Raw genomic sequence first — 15,742 nt, forward strand, 5'->3', positions numbered from 1 at the left:
CGCCTCGGACGGCGCCATTCCGGGGCTCATCGGCCACACTCTTCCTCGAGCCAGATCTCCTTCCAGTCTTCCGGCCGTCGGTTTCGGAGCCGTTCGATGTCCCGGATCTTCGCGTACGTCGTCACGTAGTGATTGACGTCCGTAAACGCCATGTAGAAGCCGCGATAGCCGTCCAGGATGGCCCGCCCGACGACGAGTCGGTAGAGCGCCGCGCCGATTCCTTTCGCCAGGAGAACGGCGGCGCCGTCGCGCTTGTCCAGTTCCACGATCTGGAGGGCCTCAAGCGCGCTGTACTGCATCATCTTGGTCTCTCGCTCGGAGACCCGATCGACCGTGTAGTTGTTGAGCGCGTGCTCGAGGTCTCTCGTCCGTTCGGCGTACTCGTCTCTGATCGCCGGGCGCTCCCACAGGTGTTCTTGCTGGTAGTACAGCGCCTCCTTGCGCGCTAACACCGGCTGCTTGACGTGATACTGGTGGGACCAGGCGCCCAGGATGTGCTCGCGTTTTCGGATGTAGAAGCCGACGATCCCGGACGAGCCGAACACGTCGATGATCTCCCGACGGAGGGCCGGGGGCACCTCTTCGTCTGAGTCGAGGATGAGCACCCAGTCGTTCGTCGCGTGGGCGATCGACTTCGTCTTGATGTCCCCGAACCCCTTGAACTCGTGCTGGTAGACGTTCGCGCCGTACTCCTCGCAGATTTCGATCGTCCCGTCCCGACTGTCGCTGTCCACGACGACGATCTCGTCCGTCCAGTCGTGGACGCTCTCGAGACACCGTCTGATGATATCGGCGTTGTCCTTCGTCGTGATACAGACGGAGATCGGGAGGGGGTCGCGCTCGTCCGTCCGTTCGTCGATCGTCGCCGCTCTCATAGCGGGACCCGCCGTCGGCGGAGACGAATCGGCGTTCGCGCGGCGTACACGTCACGGCAATGATCCGAGGTCCGCTCGTGGCGCCCGGAACGGAACAAATACACGGTGTCTGTCATCTTCGTTCGCTACTGCAGTTACCAGCGTTCGAGGTAAAACAGTATGGGGGAGCGAAAGCCGGTAAGACGCCGTTAGCGAACGGTTCACCACCGTAGGCCGAAATTATATCGAGTACGACGCTTCGTTTCGAAGGGCGCTCTCGACCGCGTACTCCGAACCCCGATCGACGCGTTACGGAGGCGTCCTCGTGTAGCGTGCGATCAGTCGGCCGCGGATTCGGCTGGGAAGCAGTCGAAGGGAAACCCGCGTAAGCAGATTGTACAGGAGGATCGGCGCGTCGACGAACCCGGCTCGGTAGAACGTCCACTGGAGTCGGGCTTCGGCCCTCGCGACGGCGATTCCGCCGCGCTGGGTGTAGTGACGGTCGATTCGCGCCTTCGCGAGCACGGCCGGTACGTTGGCGAACGTCGACCCGTTCGACAGCATTCGTACCCACAGGTCGTAGTCCTCCATGCCGAGGAAGTCACGATAGTTGCCGGCCTCGAGGATCGCCCGGCGACGGGCCATTACGGTGATGTGATTCATCGGGTTCCGAAACCGGGCTCGAGCGGCGATCGACGCGTGGTTCGTGGGGACGATCCGACGCGCGTAGAGATCGTCAGGATCGTCGTCGAACTCGGCGATGTACCCGCCGACGACGTCGACGTCCGGACGGCGCTCGAAGACGGCCAGTTGGCGCTCGAACCGGTCGGGGACGCTGATATCGTCGGCATCCATTCTGGCGACGAGTTCGTGTTCGCACCGCGGTACGCCCGCCCGAAGCGCGTTCCCGATACCGACGTTTTCGCGCAATCGGTAGCGCGAGATCAGCTCCCCGTACTCCCGCTGGAAGGTGTCGAGAACGGCGTCCAACGCTCGAGTGAGCGGTCCGTCCTCGACGATCACGATCTCGTCCGGGCGAACCGATTGGTCGATGACGCTCCGAACGGCGACCGCTAGCTGCGACGGATCGTCGCCGTGGTACACCGGCATCAGTACCGAAAACGCGGGGCGCATGTTGTGAGGTGGAGTGGACCGATGGTCGGCGAATCGGCTCTCGTGGCCACGAGTACGCCGTCGCCGGGTTTAGAGTGGGGGTACCGTTACCGCGTTAGGCCTCGCTTGTCACGAAGGGATTTCGGCGATACGAAAGCGGAAACGGCGGGGGCGGCCGGTGGAGCTCTCGAGTGCGAAGCCGGGGCGACTCGAGGGGCGAAACGATGCGCTCCATATTTGGATCGCGGCGGCGTTCGTACGGACACGCTGAATCGTCTCGAACGTGTGGTTCCCCGATACCGCATCCGTCGAGTGCGAGCCGATCGAAATGGTACGAACTATCAATCTGTGCGGCCGCGAGAATCCGGATACCCCTGAGCTGAGCCACAGGGTTCTGAAGAGCACGTGGATACAACTGGCCCGTCTCGATTACTACGCGAACGTCTCGTCGTGGGTGCCGGTTCCGGACTCCGGGAACCGAATTCTCATGTACCACTCCGTCGGAAGCGGGTTTTACGACGATATCTCTCCGGACCGGTTCCGGAGACAGCTCGAACAGCTCACCCGGAAGTACGCCGTCGTCGATCTCCCGGACGTGACGGCGGAGACGGACGAGACCCGCGTCGCGCTGACGTTCGACGACGGAACCGTCGATTTCTACGAGAACGTGGTGCCGATACTCCGCGAGTACGACGTCCCGGCGACGGTCTTCATCATTGGCAACAGCATCGGAGACGGAACGTTCCGGCAGAACGAGTTGTTCGACTACGAGTATATGAGCGAAGACCAGCTCGTCGAACTCGCCGACGACGAGTTGGTCACCATCGGGAACCACTCGAAGTCCCACCGAAAACTCGACACGGTGCCCGACGACGAGTTAGCGGAGGAGATCGCAGGGTCGAAGGACGAACTCGAGGAGTTGTTGGGGATCGACGTGACGCGATTCTGTTACCCCGAAGGCGAGTACTCGCAGACGGCCGTGGACCTCGTTCGCGACACGCACCGGTTCGCGGTGGCCGGACTGAACGAGATTCGAGTTGGCCCGGAGTCGGATCCGCACCTTCTGGCGCGGATAAACGGCGCCGGTGAGCCGAAACAGCTCCGGTGGGAGTTCACCGATCTCGGCGCCTTCCTCGCGAAGACGGCGTTCAGATTTCAAAACGGGTATCGCTGAGCGTCGGTCGTCGCAACCACCGCTCTCACAGTCGTTCGTCGACCGTGAGGGTCCCTCTGTCGGAGGCGATCTCTGACGTTGGCTCGCGGTACTGGAGGGACACCGAACGGTCCCGGTCCGGCGTCGTTCGGAAGTACGGATGCGTGTTTATCGTGTGGAGAAATACCGAGAGTAGGACCATCGTCGTCCCGGCGAGCGCGAACGCGGCGGCCGCGGACGCCGAGATCACCGACACCGGGGTGACGAACAGCTGTCCGATCGACCAGAGGCCGAACGACACGGCGAGGACGGTGAGGAACAGTCCCGGAAGCCCGAGCGCGAGCAGGGGGTGACGTCGCTCGAGGAATCCCAGGATGTTCCGTACGAGACCGGCCCCGTGAGAGAGCGCCCCCTGGGAACTACCGTGCTCGACGTCGTAGCTGATCGTGGTTCCGACCTCCTCGAAGTCGAACCCTTCCTGGTGAGCGTGGTAGATGATATCCGTGCTCGCGCCCATTCCGCTCCCGAGGTCGGCGGTCGTCGCGAGGGATTCGACGGCGTCTCGCGTGTACGATCGGAGACCGCTCTGTGTGTCTCGCACCCACGTGTGCGGTCGGAACCGTCCCAGACTCGCGTTCGTGAGGAGGTTGACGGTGTCGAGTCCGAGCGACCGAACGCGGGGCATCCGCGTGTTCGAGTCGTCCGCGAATCGACTGCCGATGACGACCTCTGCGCCGCTCGATTCCTGCGCCGCGACGAGCGTCGCGATGGACGCGGGGTCGTGCTGTCCGTCGGCATCCAACGTCACGAGGTGGTCTGCGTCGAGCGTTCGTCCCACCTCGAAGATAGTCTGGAGCGCCCCGCCGTAGCCGCGGTTACGCTCGTGGCGGACGACGAGCGCGCCGGCGCGTTCTGCGCGTTCGGCCGTCGCGTCGGCGCTCCCGTCGTCGACGACGAGGACCGTATCCGCGTGATCGGCGGCTTCCCTGACGACCTGCCCGATCGTTTCGGCCGCGTTGTACGCGGGAATCGCCGCGACGACGGGCGACCGGCGTTCGAACGCCGAACGATCCTCCGGAACGGCGTAGACTTCGAACCGGTCCTCCTCGAACGACGCCAGGGTCCGCTCGTAGTCGATTCGCGGACAGCCTTCCAGCTGGAAGATGAGTCCGTCGTGGCCGCCGATTCGTCCCGCCGCGAAGAGGGCTGATTCGAGTTCGAGTCGGCTCGTGGCCGGGCCGCGCGGTTCGACGACCGTGGCGCCGAGACCGACGGCGAGGCGACCGATTTCGGAATCTGGATCGACCGCGGTGAGGTAGACCGCGAGCCGGCGGTCGGTCGCACGAAGGATCGTTCGGTAGATCGATTCGGCCTCCTCGCCCCGGGCGACGATACCGATCGCGGGACGGTGCGGAACGAGCGGAGACGGCGAGCCGTCGATCTCCGCGAAACGGTAGCCGAGTCCGTCGCTCTCGTTCGGACGCGAACGGAGACGATCGTCGGATATACCGGAACGGCGGTGATGTGTGGCGCTCATACCAGTTTAGAGCACCGACGACCTTCAGTAATGATAGCGACCTGAGAGTTACGCAGGACGGTAACCTCGAGGAAACTGCCACCGAAGCGGCCGAGAGCGCGGAATATTGCGACTGCCCAAACCGATGTCTCGGGGTAACACGTATTCGTTGCAACAGCGAGCAGGCCGTGTCAAAAGGAGGAGTCAGAACGGTTCGCGGCGTGCGATTCGCAGTTCGTTACTCGTTACTCGAGCCGAACGGCGGTCCCGTAAGCCATCACTTCGGAACCGCCGTCGGTGATCTGGGAGGTCTCGAGACGGACGTTGACCACGGCGTCAGCGCCCATCCGTTCGGCGTCGGCCTCCATCCGTGAGATGGCCTCGTCTCGAGCCTTCGAGAGGAGTTCCGAGTAGGCCTTGAGCTCCCCGCCGAAGACGTTGCGGATCCCCTGCGTGATGTCGCGGCCGGCGTTTCTGGCCTCGACGGTGTTGCCGCGGGCGATTCCGATGACCTCGACGACCTCGCCGTTCGGGACCGTCTCCGTGTTTGCGATCTGCATAGTCTCGACTTCACAGACCCGGATCAAATACTCGTCGAAAACGACACCAAGTTGAATAGTTCACTCTCGGACCGATACCAGATGCCGCATCGAGGCCCGATATGCAAGCCCGAAATCGACGAACCACATCAATATTTGTGTTCGATCCCGAACGGCGAACCATGCACTTCGATCACGCGGGAATCGCGACCGAGGACGCCGCCGAACTCGGAGCCCTGTACGCGGACCTCTTCGGTCTCGAAATCGTCCACGAAGAGGAGTTCGACGGCATGCGCGTCGTCTTTCTCGACTGCGAAAACGGCTACTTCGAACTGCTCGAACCGCTCGAGGAGGGGACTATCGCGAACTATCTCGAGGCAAACGGCGCGGGAATTCACCACCTTGCGCTCGCGACGGACGATCTCGAGGGTGCCCTCGAGACGGTCCGCGACCACGACGTGCAGTTGATCGACGAGGAGCCACGACCCGGCGCGTGGGGTCATTCGGTCGCCTTCTTACATCCCAAAGATACCGGCGGAATCCTCGTCGAACTCGTCGAGCACTGAACCGAACGTCGCCGCCGCTCGAGTCGGGCGACCGACTCAATCCATTCGATTATCGCTCTCGTCGAACTCGCCCTGGTCGATGTCGATCCGGTGCGGTTCGGGGCGTTCGTCGCCGCCACTGCTGCCGCCGCCGACCGGTAGCTTGGTTCGGAGGTCGGCGGCGAACGACTGGACCTGGTCGACCAGCGTCTTGACCTCCTCTTCGAACTGCTCGACCGAGCGCTCGACGTAGTGGACGCGCTGGGCGGGAATTCGCCGAACGATGTCGTGTCCTTCCTCGTCCTCGTCGGTCTTGATAATCCAGTGGTCCTGGAAGTAGGCGATGTGTTCGTTCGGGACCGTCTTTCTGACGGTGTCCTCGTCGGGTTCTTCGTAGACGATCGTCGCCTGTCCGATGTCTCGCTCGAGTTCGAGGTCTTCGTCAACCATAGGCTCCGATAGGGATCCGACACGCGTAGTGACTGTGCTTGCGAGCCTCGGCACGCGACTGATCACGGGTCGGCCACGCACCTTGGCAGACTGTTCGCGGGGTGATTGGCTGATCGACTGTTCGGCCCTGGTGGGTGCGCGATCGATCGAGCTGAGACGTGGCTGCTTCGTCGCCAGGCCACAGAAAAGCGTGGTCCCGCGTTCGAGCGGTCCCTCAGCCGAAGTTCTCGATCAGCGCCTCGTCGGAATCGCCGCCGTCCTCGTCGATCGTGTCGGCGACGAACCGCACGAAGTCCTCGAAGCCGAAGGCGTAGAGCTGTCCGTCCGCGCGGTGGGACTCGATCGCTTCCGCCAGTCCGTCGTTGTCGTCCTCGTCGAGGATGACCACGTCCGCGCCCGCGTCCTCCAGTGCCTCGAGTCGGTCGACGTGTGCGGGTTCGTCGTCCTGATAGACGACGACGGCGTCGTGCCCGGACTCGTGGGCCGCTTCGGCGATCGAGACGGCCGGACCGACGCCGGGGCCGCCCGCGACGGCGACGACGTCTTCGTCACCCTCGTAGGTAATCGTCCCGAACGGGCCTTCGATGTGGACGGTTTCACCGCCCTCGAGATTCGCGAGCCACGGCGACAGGTCGCCGTCGGGGTCGATGCCGACCGTGATCTCGAACGTCTCGCCGACCGCGGGCGAGGAGAGCGTGTAGTGGCGCATGACGACGTCGTCCTCGTCGTGGTCGCCGCTCGTCTGGTCCTCGACGCCGGGGACGGCCCGAAGCAGGACGAACTGCCCGGGGAGGGCATCGAACCCGTCGGGCGTCTCGAGTTCGAGTGCGACGGTACCCGGACCGACTTCGCGGACCGATTCGACGGTGACTGGTGTTCCTTCGATTGTCATGTCGAATCCGTTCGGGGGCCGCTGGAAAAGGCGTTCCGTTCCGCGTCGTCGCGACGCTCGCGGTTCGATAGACCCGCGGTCCGATACACTCGATCCGGCCCCTCTCGGAAACGATCGTTCTCGAGAGATGGCCGCCTGTTCGAAACAGTACCAACCGGTGTTCTCACAGCTGCCCGAGAGCGTAATTTCACCGGTGATTTATTCTGATTCGAGTAACGAACTCGGCGATCGAGAGCGGACATATCACGCACTGTTGCGGTGGTCCGGTTGGGTTTTCAGAAGCCTTTTCATTTACTGGGGGCAAGGCTCAGCATAACATGGCTGAGGATCTCAACTGGGCGGTCGGAGGCGAGGCCGGGGACGGTATCGACTCCACCGGAAAAATCTTCGCTCAGGCACTTTCCCGAGCCGGGCGGCACGTATTCACGTCGAAAGACTTCGCGTCCCGAATCCGCGGCGGCTACACGGCCTACAAGATTCGGACGTCGGTCGAGCAGGTCCAAAGCGTCGTGGATCGACTCGATATCCTGGTCGCTCTGACACAGCGCACCATCGACGAAAACCTCGACGAACTTCACGAGGGCAGTGCCGTCATCTACGACGGTGAACGCTCCTGGGAGGCCGAGATTCCCGACGAGATCACCGCAGTCGACGTCCCCCTGAAATCGCTCGCCGAGGACGCCGGCGGCGCGATCATGCGCAACATCGTCGCGCTCGGTGCCGCGTGTAAGATCACCGGCTTCGACGTCGAGTACTTGGACGAAGCGCTCGAGAAGCGCTTCGGCGGCAAGGGCTCGAAGATCGTCGAGAACAACAAGGAAGCCGCCCGCCTCGGTCAGGAGTACGTCGAAGCGAACTACGACCTCGACCACCTCGGCTACAACGTCGACGTAACCGACAACGACTACGTCCTCCTGAACGGCAACGAAGCGATCGGGATGGGTGCCATCGCCGCCGGCTGTCGCTTCTACGCTGGCTACCCCATCACGCCCGCGACGTCCATCATGGAGTATCTGACGGGCCGTATCGAGGACTACGGCGGCCACGTCGTCCAGGCCGAAGACGAGCTCTCCGCGATCAACATGGCACTTGGCGGCGCACGCGCGGGCGCTCGAGCCATGACGGCGACGTCGGGAGCCGGGATCGACCTCATGACCGAGACGTTCGGACTGGTCGCGACCAGCGAGACGCCGCTGGTCATCTGTGACGTCCAGCGATCCGGTCCCTCGACGGGGATGCCGACGAAACAGGAACAAGGTGACCTCAACATGGCCCTGTACGGCGGCCACGGTGAAGTGCCGCGGTTCGTCGTCGCTCCCACCTCGATCACCGAGTGTTTCTGGAAGACGGTCGAGGCGTTCAACCTCGCCGAGAAGTACAACACGCCGGTGTTTCTCGTCTCCGATCTGGCGATGTCGGTCACCGAACAGACGTTCCCGCCGGAGGCGTTCGACATGGACGCAGTCGAGATCGATCGCGGCAAACTCGTCGGCGACGACGAGGTCGACGAGTGGCTCGACGAGCAGGGACGGTTCCGCGCCCACGCCGACACCGACGACGGCGTCAGCCCGCGCGCCATCCCCGGCACGATCGACGGCGCACACATGAGCACCGGTCTCGAGCACGACGAACTCGGCCGCCGAACCGAGGAACAGGACGAGCGCGTCCAGCAGGTCGACAAACGGTATCGGAAGGTCGAGACCGCACAGGAGCAAGAAGAGTGGGAGTGTCGCGAGTTCGGCGACGAGGACGCGGACAACCTCATCCTCTCGTGGGGATCCAACGAAGGGGCACTCGTCGAAGCCCTCGGCTACCTCGAGGACGAGGACGTCGATGTCCGCGTGATCTCGGTTCCGTACATCTTCCCGCGGCCGGACCTCACCGACGAGATCGAGGCGGCCGAACAGACGATCGTCGTCGAGTGTAACGCGACCGGCCAGTTCGCCGACCTCATCGAACACGACGCACTTACCCGCGTCAAGCGCATCAACAAGTACACCGGCGTCCGCTTCAAGGCGGACGAACTCGCCGAACAGATCACCGAGAAACTCTCCGAGGAGGTGCCAGCATAATGAGCTCCGACGTACGATTCACCGACTTTAAATCCGACAAGCAGCCCACGTGGTGTCCCGGATGCGGCGACTTCGGGACGATGAACGGCATGATGAAAGCCCTGGCCGAAACCGGCAACGACCCCGACAACACGTTCGTGGTCGCCGGCATCGGCTGTTCCGGCAAGATCGGGACCTACATGCACAGCTACGCCCTTCACGGGGTTCACGGCCGTGCGCTCCCCGTCGGCACCGGCGTCAAGATGGCCCGCCCCGACATCGAAGTGATGGTCTCCGGCGGCGACGGTGACGGCTACTCGATCGGTGCCGGTCACTTCGTCCACGCCGTCCGCCGAAACGTCGACATGTCCTACGTCGTCATGGACAACCGCATCTACGGCCTGACGAAGGGCCAGGCCTCGCCGACCTCGCGGTCGGACTTCGAGACCTCGACGACCCCCGAAGGACCGAAGCAGCCGCCGGTCAACCCGCTCGCGCTCGCACTGGCCTCCGGCGCCTCGTTCATCGCCCAGTCGTTCGCCTCCGACGCGCTGCGCCACCAGGAGATCATCGAACAAGCGATCGAGCACGACGGCTTCGGCTTCGTCAACGTCTTCAGCCCGTGTGTCACGTTCAACGACGTCGACACGTACGACTACTTCCGCGAGAACCTCGTCGACCTCAAAGAAGAGGGCCACGATCCGAACGATTACGAGGACGCCAAGAAAGTCATCCTCGACAGCGACAAGGAGTATCAGGGCGTCATGTACCAGGACGAAAACTCCGTCCCGTACCACGAGCAACACGGCGTCACCGAGGATATGTCCGATATTCCGGAGGGCGCGCCGGACGACGCGATGGACCTCGTCCGCGAGTTCTACTGACGACCGACGCGCTCGACGCGACTCGCTAGTAGTCGTTTTCTCAACACCGATCACCAGCCACCGGTGAGACAGTACCGTGTCTCCAACCGCGCTCCGGACGACCATCGAGTGACAACCATGGCTTCGGTCTCGCTCACTGAGTGCGGAACGCTCGCTCTGTCTCTCGGTTGCGGCTCGAAAAAAGTGACCCGTCCCTCGAGTTTGCGGGCGTTCAAACCGGGTGTTCGACGGATTCCATCAGCTCCTCGGCGTTCGCCGATTCCTCGGCCAGCGCCGCAGGGTAGCTCCCGAGGAGGACGATACGGTCGTCCTCGTGACCGAACGACGCCACCGGGATTTCGATGTCGATCGGCTCGCCCTCGAACTCGGATTCGCCCTCGAAGACGTCGACGGTTCGATCGTCGCCGAGAATATCGAGCGTGAACGAGTCGACCTTCGAAATGTCGTCGATGTCGGTGTGATCGCTATCGATTTCGGACAGGAATTCCTCGAGCAGTTCGTCGTTCGTCATCTCCGAAATTGGGTTAAACGACCGTCCGAGGATCGAGAAGTCGGGGATCGAGACGGCGACGAAGAACGCGCCCTCGTGTTCGATACCGCGGTGCTCGACGTCTTTCGAGTAGATCGACGACCACACCCTGGCCTCGACGTCGCGCTCGACGCCGACCTCGATCGTCTCTTCGATGGATCGTTCTTCGATCTCGTACTCGCCGTAGCCGGCGGCCTCGAGGGCCGCATCGGTCGGAGCCACGCGTTCAGCCGTGAGCTCCATCGGCCCGTTTCCGAGGACGAAGTCGAGACAGCCGGCTGTTAGTGCGAGCGTTCCGGTCGCTCCTGTTGCGAGAATGGCACGTCGAGAGTAGGTCATTAGCGGTGTATTCGGCAGAAACCGTATATTTGTTGTGGAACAGTTACTCACGTAGACAAGACTGTAACGAGATAGTGGTTTTCGAATCGATCGTTGCAGCGACGCCCCGGACACATCAAGAGTTATCGGGATCCGCACCAGCCGTTAGGTATGACCGAGTTCGCACGACGAGTCGAGCAGGTGTCGATCAGCGGCATTCGCGAAGTGTTCGAGGCCGCCGGTGACGACGCGATCAACCTCGGAATTGGCCAGCCGGACTTTCCGACGCCCGCCCACGCCCGCCGGGGCGCGATCGAGGCGATCGAGGCCGGAGAGACCGACGCCTACACGTCGAACAAGGGGACGCTGACGCTTCGCGAGGCGATTTCGGCGAAGTACGACCGCGACTACGGACTCGAGATCGACCCCGAGCACGTTATCGCCACGTCCGGCGGCAGCGAGGCGCTCCACCTCGTCCTGCAGGCACACGTCGATCCGGGCGAGGAAGTGATCTTCCCGGACCCGGGCTTCGTCTCCTACGACGCGCTGACTCACATCGCGGACGGCACGCCGAAGCCCGTCGGCCTCCGCGAGGATCTCACGCTCGATCCGGCGACCGTCGAGGAAGCCATTACCGACGACACTGCCGTCTTCGTCGTCAACAGCCCGGCCAACCCGACCGGCGCCGTCCAGAGCGAGGAGGACATGCGCGAGTTCGCCCGCATCGCCGACGAACACGACGTCCTCTGCGTCTCCGACGAGGTGTACGAACACATCGTCTTCGAGGGCGAACACCGATCGCCGCTCGAGTTCGCCGAGACCGACAACGTGGTCGTCGTCAGCGCCTGCTCGAAGACCTACTCGATGACCGGCTGGCGACTCGGCTGGGTCACGGGGTCCAATCGCCGCATCGAGCGCATGCTCCGCGTTCACCAGTACGGGCAGGCCTGCGCCTCCGCACCCGCACAGTACGCCGCTGAGGCCGCGCTGACGGGACCACAGGAGCCGGTAGCGGAGATGGTCGAGGCGTTCGAGGAGCGCCGCGATGTCGTCCTCGACGGACTCGCGGACGCCGGTCTCGAGGTCCCGAAACCCGAGGGGGCGTTCTACGTCATGCCGAAGGTACCAGCGGGCTGGTGTGACGAGGTGTTAGACCGCGGCGTGATCGTCGTCCCCGGCGATGCCTTCGGTGCGAACGGCGAGGGCTACGCGCGACTCTCGTACGCGACGGCGATGGAGGAGTTGAAGGAGGCCCTCGAAATCATCGACGACGCGACGCGAGCGGTACGATAGCGGAGTACCACCCGTCGAAGCGGCCGAGGCGTCAGTCGAACTGCCGAACCGCTAACCCGGCCGTCGTCGGAATCGTCTTCGAAATCACTAATATCTCTTTATCTCCGAGCAGAGCGTCTATACGGTCGGTGATAGCAATGGCAGGAAAACAACTCACACCGCGATCGGACGGCGAACACCTCCACGTGCTCGGCTCGACGATGACCATCACGGCCGACGGTGACGACACGGACGGCGAGTTTACCGTGGTCGACATGCTCGCGCCGCCGGGGTTCGAAAACGGCCTTCACACGCACGCCCCGAGCGAGGTGTTTCACGTCCTCGAGGGGTCGATGACCCTCCACATCGACGGTGAGAACCACACCCTCGAGCCCCAAATGACCGGCTACGTCGCGGGAGGTCGTCCGCACGGGTTCCGCGTCGAGGGTGACGAACCGGTTCGCGTGCTCGTCGCGCTCACGCCCGCCGGAACGGAGGACTTCTTCCGCGCGGTCGGTGAGCCGACCGAAACGCGGACACTACCGGAGCCTCGTGACGTGACCGACGCCGATCTCGAGGCACTGTTCGCCGTCGGCGAGGAACACGGCTTCGCGTTTATGGGACCGCTCCCGGCCGACGACTGAGTCGGTCGGACCGTTTCGGATCGCCGTTTTTAGTTCGAGAACTCCTCGAAAACGTTGTTCACCGTCAGGCCCGCGCCCGTCTCGTGTCCGACGACGTCGACCGTCGCGCCCGCGTCGGTGACGACGTCCTTCAGTTCGGTGAACTCGATCTCTTCGCTGCCTTCCTGCGCGGGGAAGACGGCGACCGTTACGTCCTCGAGCTGATTGCCACTGGATTCACTCATCGTCCCGTTCGAGGGCCAGCGAACCCACAGACGTTGGACTTGTTGGTGTCGACATAGATTCGCGGACGAACGGACGCTCGAGCGACCGAGAACTGTACCCTTATACGGCTCTACGGCGTGTGCTCGAGTATCATGCGCGCTGTACGCCTACACGAGCACGGTGATGCGGACGTACTGCAGGTAGACGACGTGGACCGACCCGAGCCAGCCGACGACGAGTTGCTCGTCGAAGTGGCCGCCGCGGGGATCAACCCCGTCGACACCTACTTCCGAGACGGCTCCTACGAGCCGGTCAGCGTGCCGTTCACGCCCGGCGTCGATTTCGCCGGCGTCGTCGCGGAGACCGGGTCAGCCGTCGAGGGCTTCGCAGAAGGCGACCGCGTCTTCGGAACTGGGATCGGCAACGGCGGGTTCCAGGGATCCTACGCGGAGTACACGACGGTACCCACAGACCGGGTCGTCCACCTCCCTGACGGCGCGGATCTGACCGAAGCGGGCGCGGCCGGCGTCGCCGCCGTTACCGCCTGGCGCGCGCTGATCGACCACGCCGACCTCGATCCCGCCGAGCACTGCCTCGTTCACGGCGGGTCGGGTGGCGTGGGTCACGCAGCCGTTCAGATCGCCGCCGCGGTCAGTGCTCGAGTCGTCACGACCGGTTCCGAAACGTACCACGACGATCTCGAAGCCCTCGGCGCCGAGACGGTCCTCGATTATGGGCGCGACGATCTGGCCGATGCAGTCCTCGAGGCCAGCGACGGCGGCGTCGACGCGATCCTCGACCATCGGCTGGACGACTATCTTCAGTTCGACGCGGACGTCGCCGCGACCGGCTGTCGCGTCGTCGGCATCGGGGAGAACAGCCCCGATCCCGCGTTCACGAACGACGGCGCGGCTCGCTCGAAGGACGTCAGCTACCAGTTTATGAGTATGTTCAACACGCCCGATCTGCGCGTGCCCCTCCGCGGTGTGGCTCACCTCATGGCGACCGACGCGCTCGGGATCGAGATCGCACGGAGCTACGACCTCGACGAGGCATCGCAGGCGCAGGAGGACGTCATGAACGAGAGCTTCCTCGGTAAGCTCGTCATCGAACCGTGAGCAAACGGTTCCGGCCTGCGATCGGATTAGGAATTCAAGCGGCGACTTGAAATCCGTTCCCAGAAACGGATTGTTTTAGCCGTCACTCGGCAGACGACGACTGTCCAGCGATCCGGCGTATCCGTACGGCTATGCCGACGGGACCCGTGTTCGCCACTATGACACAGGATGTCAAGCTCAATGGTCTCGTGAACGTGCTCGACGACCTCGAGTATCCGATTTCACGGGACGAAGCCGCCGACCAGTGCGACGACGTGACGCTGGTCCTCGCGGACGGAGAGGAGAACCTCGGCGAGATCGTCGCCGACTCGAGCGGCGAGACGTTCGAGTCGATGGACGACCTCGAGACGGAGGTGTTCAACCTCCTCCCTCGACACGCCGTCGGCGAACCGTACCAGTCCGAAGGTGAGGGATAACGGATCGGTCGGCAGTCGGACGATCAATCGGCAGTCGGTGGATCACGTGGGATCGAAGCGGAACGCGTTTTCGGCGGCCGACTCGAGCGGCGACCGATTGACTCTACACCAGGTCAGCGACCGCTTCCATCGTCGTCTCCTTCTCGTCCTCGGTCATCTCGTTGACGAAGCCGACGCGGACGGCGTCGACGCCGTCTATCTCACTGTACGATTCGACCCACTCGCGAACTTCGTCGGGCGTTCCCGCTGGCGCGAGTTCGTCGAGCAGTTCCTCAGGCAACTCGGCAGCCATTCGCTCCGTATCGCGGTCCTGCCATGCCGCGCGGATGTTCTCGACGACCTCGGGATAGCCCTGCTCCGCGACGGAATCGCCGTAGTACGGGCCGTAGGCACCCAGCATGAACGCGATCGTGCCGCGGGCTTTCCGGCGGGCGAGTTCGCGATCCTCGCTCGCGATACCGCGGACGATCGGCGCGACGCGCAGGTCGTCGACGCTCTTGTCGGCGAGTTCGGCACCGCGGGAAAGGTCTTCGAGTCGCTCCTCGAGACCCTCTTTCGTGAACATCTGTGGCGCCCAGCCGTCGCCGAAGCGGCCGGCCATCTCGGTGGCTTTCGGGCCGAGCGTCCCGAGGTCGATCGGTGGCGGGTTCTCGGGGACCTCGCGCTCGTAGTTGAGGCCGGCGATGTCGAATATCTCGCCTTCGTAGGCGGGGTTGCCGTTCTCGTAGACCGACCGAATGACCTCGATGGTCTCGCGGGTCCGTCGGAGCGGGCGGTCGAACTCGAGGCCGTGCCAGCGCTCGGTGATCGCGGGTGAACTTGGCCCGAGACCGAGCCGGAACCGGCCCTCGGAGGCCTCGTGCAGCGTGAGCGCGGTCTGGGCGAGCATCGCGGGGGAGCGACCGAACGGCGAGATGACGTCGTTCGTGATCCCCAGTTCGTCCGTGCGGTCGGCGGCGAGCGTGAGCACCGGGACGATGTTCCAGCCCGTCGTCTCGCCGACCGTAATCCGGTCGAAGCCAAGCTCCTCGGCTTGGACGGCTCGCTCGGCCACGTCCTGCGGTCGCTCGTAGTCGTTGAGCTGCACCAGCAGGTCGAGATCGGCGTTCACGGTTCTCCCCTCCGCGGCGGTCGAATCGCTCGGCTATCTGCCATCAGCCGACAGTACGGTATCAGTTATCATAAAATCCATCGTTTCCGAGAGTTGACCGTTTACTGAACACTGGTTGTTGGTATAGGGGAAA

17 protein-coding genes are annotated in these 15,742 nt (G+C 63.7%); 8 read left to right on the forward strand and 9 right to left on the reverse strand.

The genetic code is table 11. The features are described from left to right. Positions 1 to 26: 26 nt before the first annotated feature. Both ACSFDB_RS11820 and ACSFDB_RS11825 read right to left on the reverse strand, forming a co-directional pair. Positions 27 to 875, reverse strand: coding sequence for a glycosyltransferase family 2 protein (locus ACSFDB_RS11820; RefSeq protein WP_440771194.1), 849 nt, complete (start codon positions 873 to 875; stop codon positions 27 to 29). A gap of 288 nt (positions 876 to 1,163) precedes the next feature. Next, the gene (locus ACSFDB_RS11825; protein ID WP_440771195.1) at positions 1,164 to 1,988 is read right to left on the reverse strand and encodes a glycosyltransferase; all 825 of its coding nucleotides are present in this window, start codon (positions 1,986 to 1,988) and stop codon (positions 1,164 to 1,166) included. A 307-nt stretch (positions 1,989 to 2,295) separates the two neighbouring features. On the opposite strand from ACSFDB_RS11825, the gene ACSFDB_RS11830 reads away from it, so the two are divergent. Next, positions 2,296 to 3,141: a polysaccharide deacetylase family protein gene (locus ACSFDB_RS11830; protein WP_440771196.1), complete on the forward strand. Its 846-nt coding sequence runs from the start codon at positions 2,296 to 2,298 to the stop codon at positions 3,139 to 3,141. Positions 3,142 to 3,166: 25 nt separating this feature from the next. On the opposite strand, the gene ACSFDB_RS11835 is transcribed toward ACSFDB_RS11830, so the two are convergent. Together ACSFDB_RS11835 and ACSFDB_RS11840 are read right to left on the reverse strand one after the other, a co-directional pair. Beyond that, positions 3,167 to 4,657 carry a glycosyltransferase family 2 protein gene (locus ACSFDB_RS11835; protein ID WP_440771197.1) on the reverse strand — a complete coding sequence of 497 codons (1,491 nt, stop codon included), beginning with the start codon at positions 4,655 to 4,657 and terminating at the stop codon, positions 3,167 to 3,169. A 224-nt stretch (positions 4,658 to 4,881) separates the two neighbouring features. Then, positions 4,882 to 5,196, reverse strand: coding sequence for a YbjQ family protein (locus ACSFDB_RS11840; protein ID WP_090310563.1), 315 nt, complete (start codon positions 5,194 to 5,196; stop codon positions 4,882 to 4,884). A gap of 161 nt (positions 5,197 to 5,357) precedes the next feature. Here ACSFDB_RS11840 and mce point away from each other — a divergent pair, with 161 nt between their 5' ends. Further along, positions 5,358 to 5,741: a methylmalonyl-CoA epimerase gene (gene mce / locus ACSFDB_RS11845; protein WP_440771845.1), complete on the forward strand. Its 384-nt coding sequence runs from the start codon at positions 5,358 to 5,360 to the stop codon at positions 5,739 to 5,741. Positions 5,742 to 5,777: 36 nt separating this feature from the next. Here the strand turns inward: mce and ACSFDB_RS11850 are convergent, their stop codons facing one another. Together ACSFDB_RS11850 and ACSFDB_RS11855 are read right to left on the reverse strand one after the other, a co-directional pair. Further along, positions 5,778 to 6,170 (reverse strand): hypothetical protein, encoded by a 393-nt coding sequence (locus tag ACSFDB_RS11850; RefSeq protein ID WP_440771198.1) that lies wholly within the window; start codon positions 6,168 to 6,170, stop codon positions 5,778 to 5,780. A 214-nt stretch (positions 6,171 to 6,384) separates the two neighbouring features. After that, the gene (locus ACSFDB_RS11855) at positions 6,385 to 7,062 is read right to left on the reverse strand and encodes an FAD-dependent oxidoreductase (RefSeq protein ID WP_440771199.1); all 678 of its coding nucleotides are present in this window, start codon (positions 7,060 to 7,062) and stop codon (positions 6,385 to 6,387) included. Positions 7,063 to 7,379: 317 nt separating this feature from the next. On the opposite strand from ACSFDB_RS11855, the gene ACSFDB_RS11860 reads away from it, so the two are divergent. Together ACSFDB_RS11860 and ACSFDB_RS11865 are read left to right on the forward strand one after the other, a co-directional pair. Continuing rightward, positions 7,380 to 9,134 carry a 2-oxoacid:acceptor oxidoreductase subunit alpha gene (locus ACSFDB_RS11860; protein ID WP_440771200.1) on the forward strand — a complete coding sequence of 585 codons (1,755 nt, stop codon included), beginning with the start codon at positions 7,380 to 7,382 and terminating at the stop codon, positions 9,132 to 9,134. Continuing rightward, positions 9,134 to 9,997, forward strand: a complete 864-nt coding sequence (locus tag ACSFDB_RS11865) for a 2-oxoacid:ferredoxin oxidoreductase subunit beta (RefSeq protein ID WP_440771201.1) — start codon at positions 9,134 to 9,136, stop codon at positions 9,995 to 9,997. Before ACSFDB_RS11860 ends, ACSFDB_RS11865 begins: the two co-directional genes overlap by 1 nt. Before the next feature lie 211 nt (positions 9,998 to 10,208). Here the strand turns inward: ACSFDB_RS11865 and ACSFDB_RS11870 are convergent, their stop codons facing one another. Continuing rightward, a complete protein-coding gene (locus ACSFDB_RS11870; RefSeq protein ID WP_440771202.1) occupies positions 10,209 to 10,865 on the reverse strand; it encodes a DUF6517 family protein in 657 nt (218 codons plus the stop codon). 150 nt (positions 10,866 to 11,015) lie between these two features. Between ACSFDB_RS11870 and ACSFDB_RS11875 the strand changes: the two genes are divergently transcribed. Continuing rightward, positions 11,016 to 12,137 (forward strand): pyridoxal phosphate-dependent aminotransferase, encoded by a 1,122-nt coding sequence (locus ACSFDB_RS11875; protein ID WP_440771203.1) that lies wholly within the window; start codon positions 11,016 to 11,018, stop codon positions 12,135 to 12,137. Positions 12,138 to 12,274: 137 nt separating this feature from the next. Beyond that, complete coding sequence (locus tag ACSFDB_RS11880) at positions 12,275 to 12,760, forward strand: cupin domain-containing protein (protein WP_440771204.1); 486 nt, start codon at positions 12,275 to 12,277, stop codon at positions 12,758 to 12,760. 29 nt (positions 12,761 to 12,789) lie between these two features. On the opposite strand, the gene ACSFDB_RS11885 is transcribed toward ACSFDB_RS11880, so the two are convergent. Further along, positions 12,790 to 12,984, reverse strand: a complete 195-nt coding sequence (locus tag ACSFDB_RS11885) for a hypothetical protein (RefSeq protein ID WP_440771205.1) — start codon at positions 12,982 to 12,984, stop codon at positions 12,790 to 12,792. A gap of 132 nt (positions 12,985 to 13,116) precedes the next feature. Here ACSFDB_RS11885 and ACSFDB_RS11890 point away from each other — a divergent pair, with 132 nt between their 5' ends. Both ACSFDB_RS11890 and ACSFDB_RS11895 read left to right on the forward strand, forming a co-directional pair. Continuing rightward, on the forward strand, positions 13,117 to 14,082 hold the full coding sequence (locus ACSFDB_RS11890; RefSeq protein ID WP_440771206.1) for an NADPH:quinone reductase: 966 nt from the start codon (positions 13,117 to 13,119) through the stop codon (positions 14,080 to 14,082). A 158-nt stretch (positions 14,083 to 14,240) separates the two neighbouring features. Further along, positions 14,241 to 14,498: a DUF5789 family protein gene (locus tag ACSFDB_RS11895; RefSeq protein ID WP_440771207.1), complete on the forward strand. Its 258-nt coding sequence runs from the start codon at positions 14,241 to 14,243 to the stop codon at positions 14,496 to 14,498. Positions 14,499 to 14,601: 103 nt separating this feature from the next. Here the strand turns inward: ACSFDB_RS11895 and ACSFDB_RS11900 are convergent, their stop codons facing one another. Then, positions 14,602 to 15,609 carry a TIGR04024 family LLM class F420-dependent oxidoreductase gene (locus tag ACSFDB_RS11900; RefSeq protein ID WP_440771208.1) on the reverse strand — a complete coding sequence of 336 codons (1,008 nt, stop codon included), beginning with the start codon at positions 15,607 to 15,609 and terminating at the stop codon, positions 14,602 to 14,604. Positions 15,610 to 15,742 lie beyond the last annotated feature (133 nt).

Source organism: Natronorubrum amylolyticum (assembly GCF_052040145.1).
Lineage (GTDB): Archaea > Halobacteriota > Halobacteria > Halobacteriales > Natrialbaceae > Natronorubrum.

Coding starts and splice junctions, on each gene's coding strand:
- ACSFDB_RS11820 (WP_440771194.1), bottom strand. CDS start 875: ATGAGAGCGGCGACGATCGACGAACGGACGGACGAGCGCGACCCCCTC.
- ACSFDB_RS11825 (WP_440771195.1), bottom strand. CDS start 1,988: ATGCGCCCCGCGTTTTCGGTACTGATGCCGGTGTACCACGGCGACGAT.
- ACSFDB_RS11830 (WP_440771196.1), top strand. CDS start 2,296: ATGGTACGAACTATCAATCTGTGCGGCCGCGAGAATCCGGATACCCCT.
- ACSFDB_RS11835 (WP_440771197.1), bottom strand. CDS start 4,657: ATGAGCGCCACACATCACCGCCGTTCCGGTATATCCGACGATCGTCTC.
- ACSFDB_RS11840 (WP_090310563.1), bottom strand. CDS start 5,196: ATGCAGATCGCAAACACGGAGACGGTCCCGAACGGCGAGGTCGTCGAG.
- mce (WP_440771845.1), top strand. CDS start 5,358: ATGCACTTCGATCACGCGGGAATCGCGACCGAGGACGCCGCCGAACTC.
- ACSFDB_RS11850 (WP_440771198.1), bottom strand. CDS start 6,170: ATGGTTGACGAAGACCTCGAACTCGAGCGAGACATCGGACAGGCGACG.
- ACSFDB_RS11855 (WP_440771199.1), bottom strand. CDS start 7,062: ATGACAATCGAAGGAACACCAGTCACCGTCGAATCGGTCCGCGAAGTC.
- ACSFDB_RS11860 (WP_440771200.1), top strand. CDS start 7,380: ATGGCTGAGGATCTCAACTGGGCGGTCGGAGGCGAGGCCGGGGACGGT.
- ACSFDB_RS11865 (WP_440771201.1), top strand. CDS start 9,134: ATGAGCTCCGACGTACGATTCACCGACTTTAAATCCGACAAGCAGCCC.
- ACSFDB_RS11870 (WP_440771202.1), bottom strand. CDS start 10,865: ATGACCTACTCTCGACGTGCCATTCTCGCAACAGGAGCGACCGGAACG.
- ACSFDB_RS11875 (WP_440771203.1), top strand. CDS start 11,016: ATGACCGAGTTCGCACGACGAGTCGAGCAGGTGTCGATCAGCGGCATT.
- ACSFDB_RS11880 (WP_440771204.1), top strand. CDS start 12,275: ATGGCAGGAAAACAACTCACACCGCGATCGGACGGCGAACACCTCCAC.
- ACSFDB_RS11885 (WP_440771205.1), bottom strand. CDS start 12,984: ATGAGTGAATCCAGTGGCAATCAGCTCGAGGACGTAACGGTCGCCGTC.
- ACSFDB_RS11890 (WP_440771206.1), top strand. CDS start 13,117: ATGCGCGCTGTACGCCTACACGAGCACGGTGATGCGGACGTACTGCAG.
- ACSFDB_RS11895 (WP_440771207.1), top strand. CDS start 14,241: ATGACACAGGATGTCAAGCTCAATGGTCTCGTGAACGTGCTCGACGAC.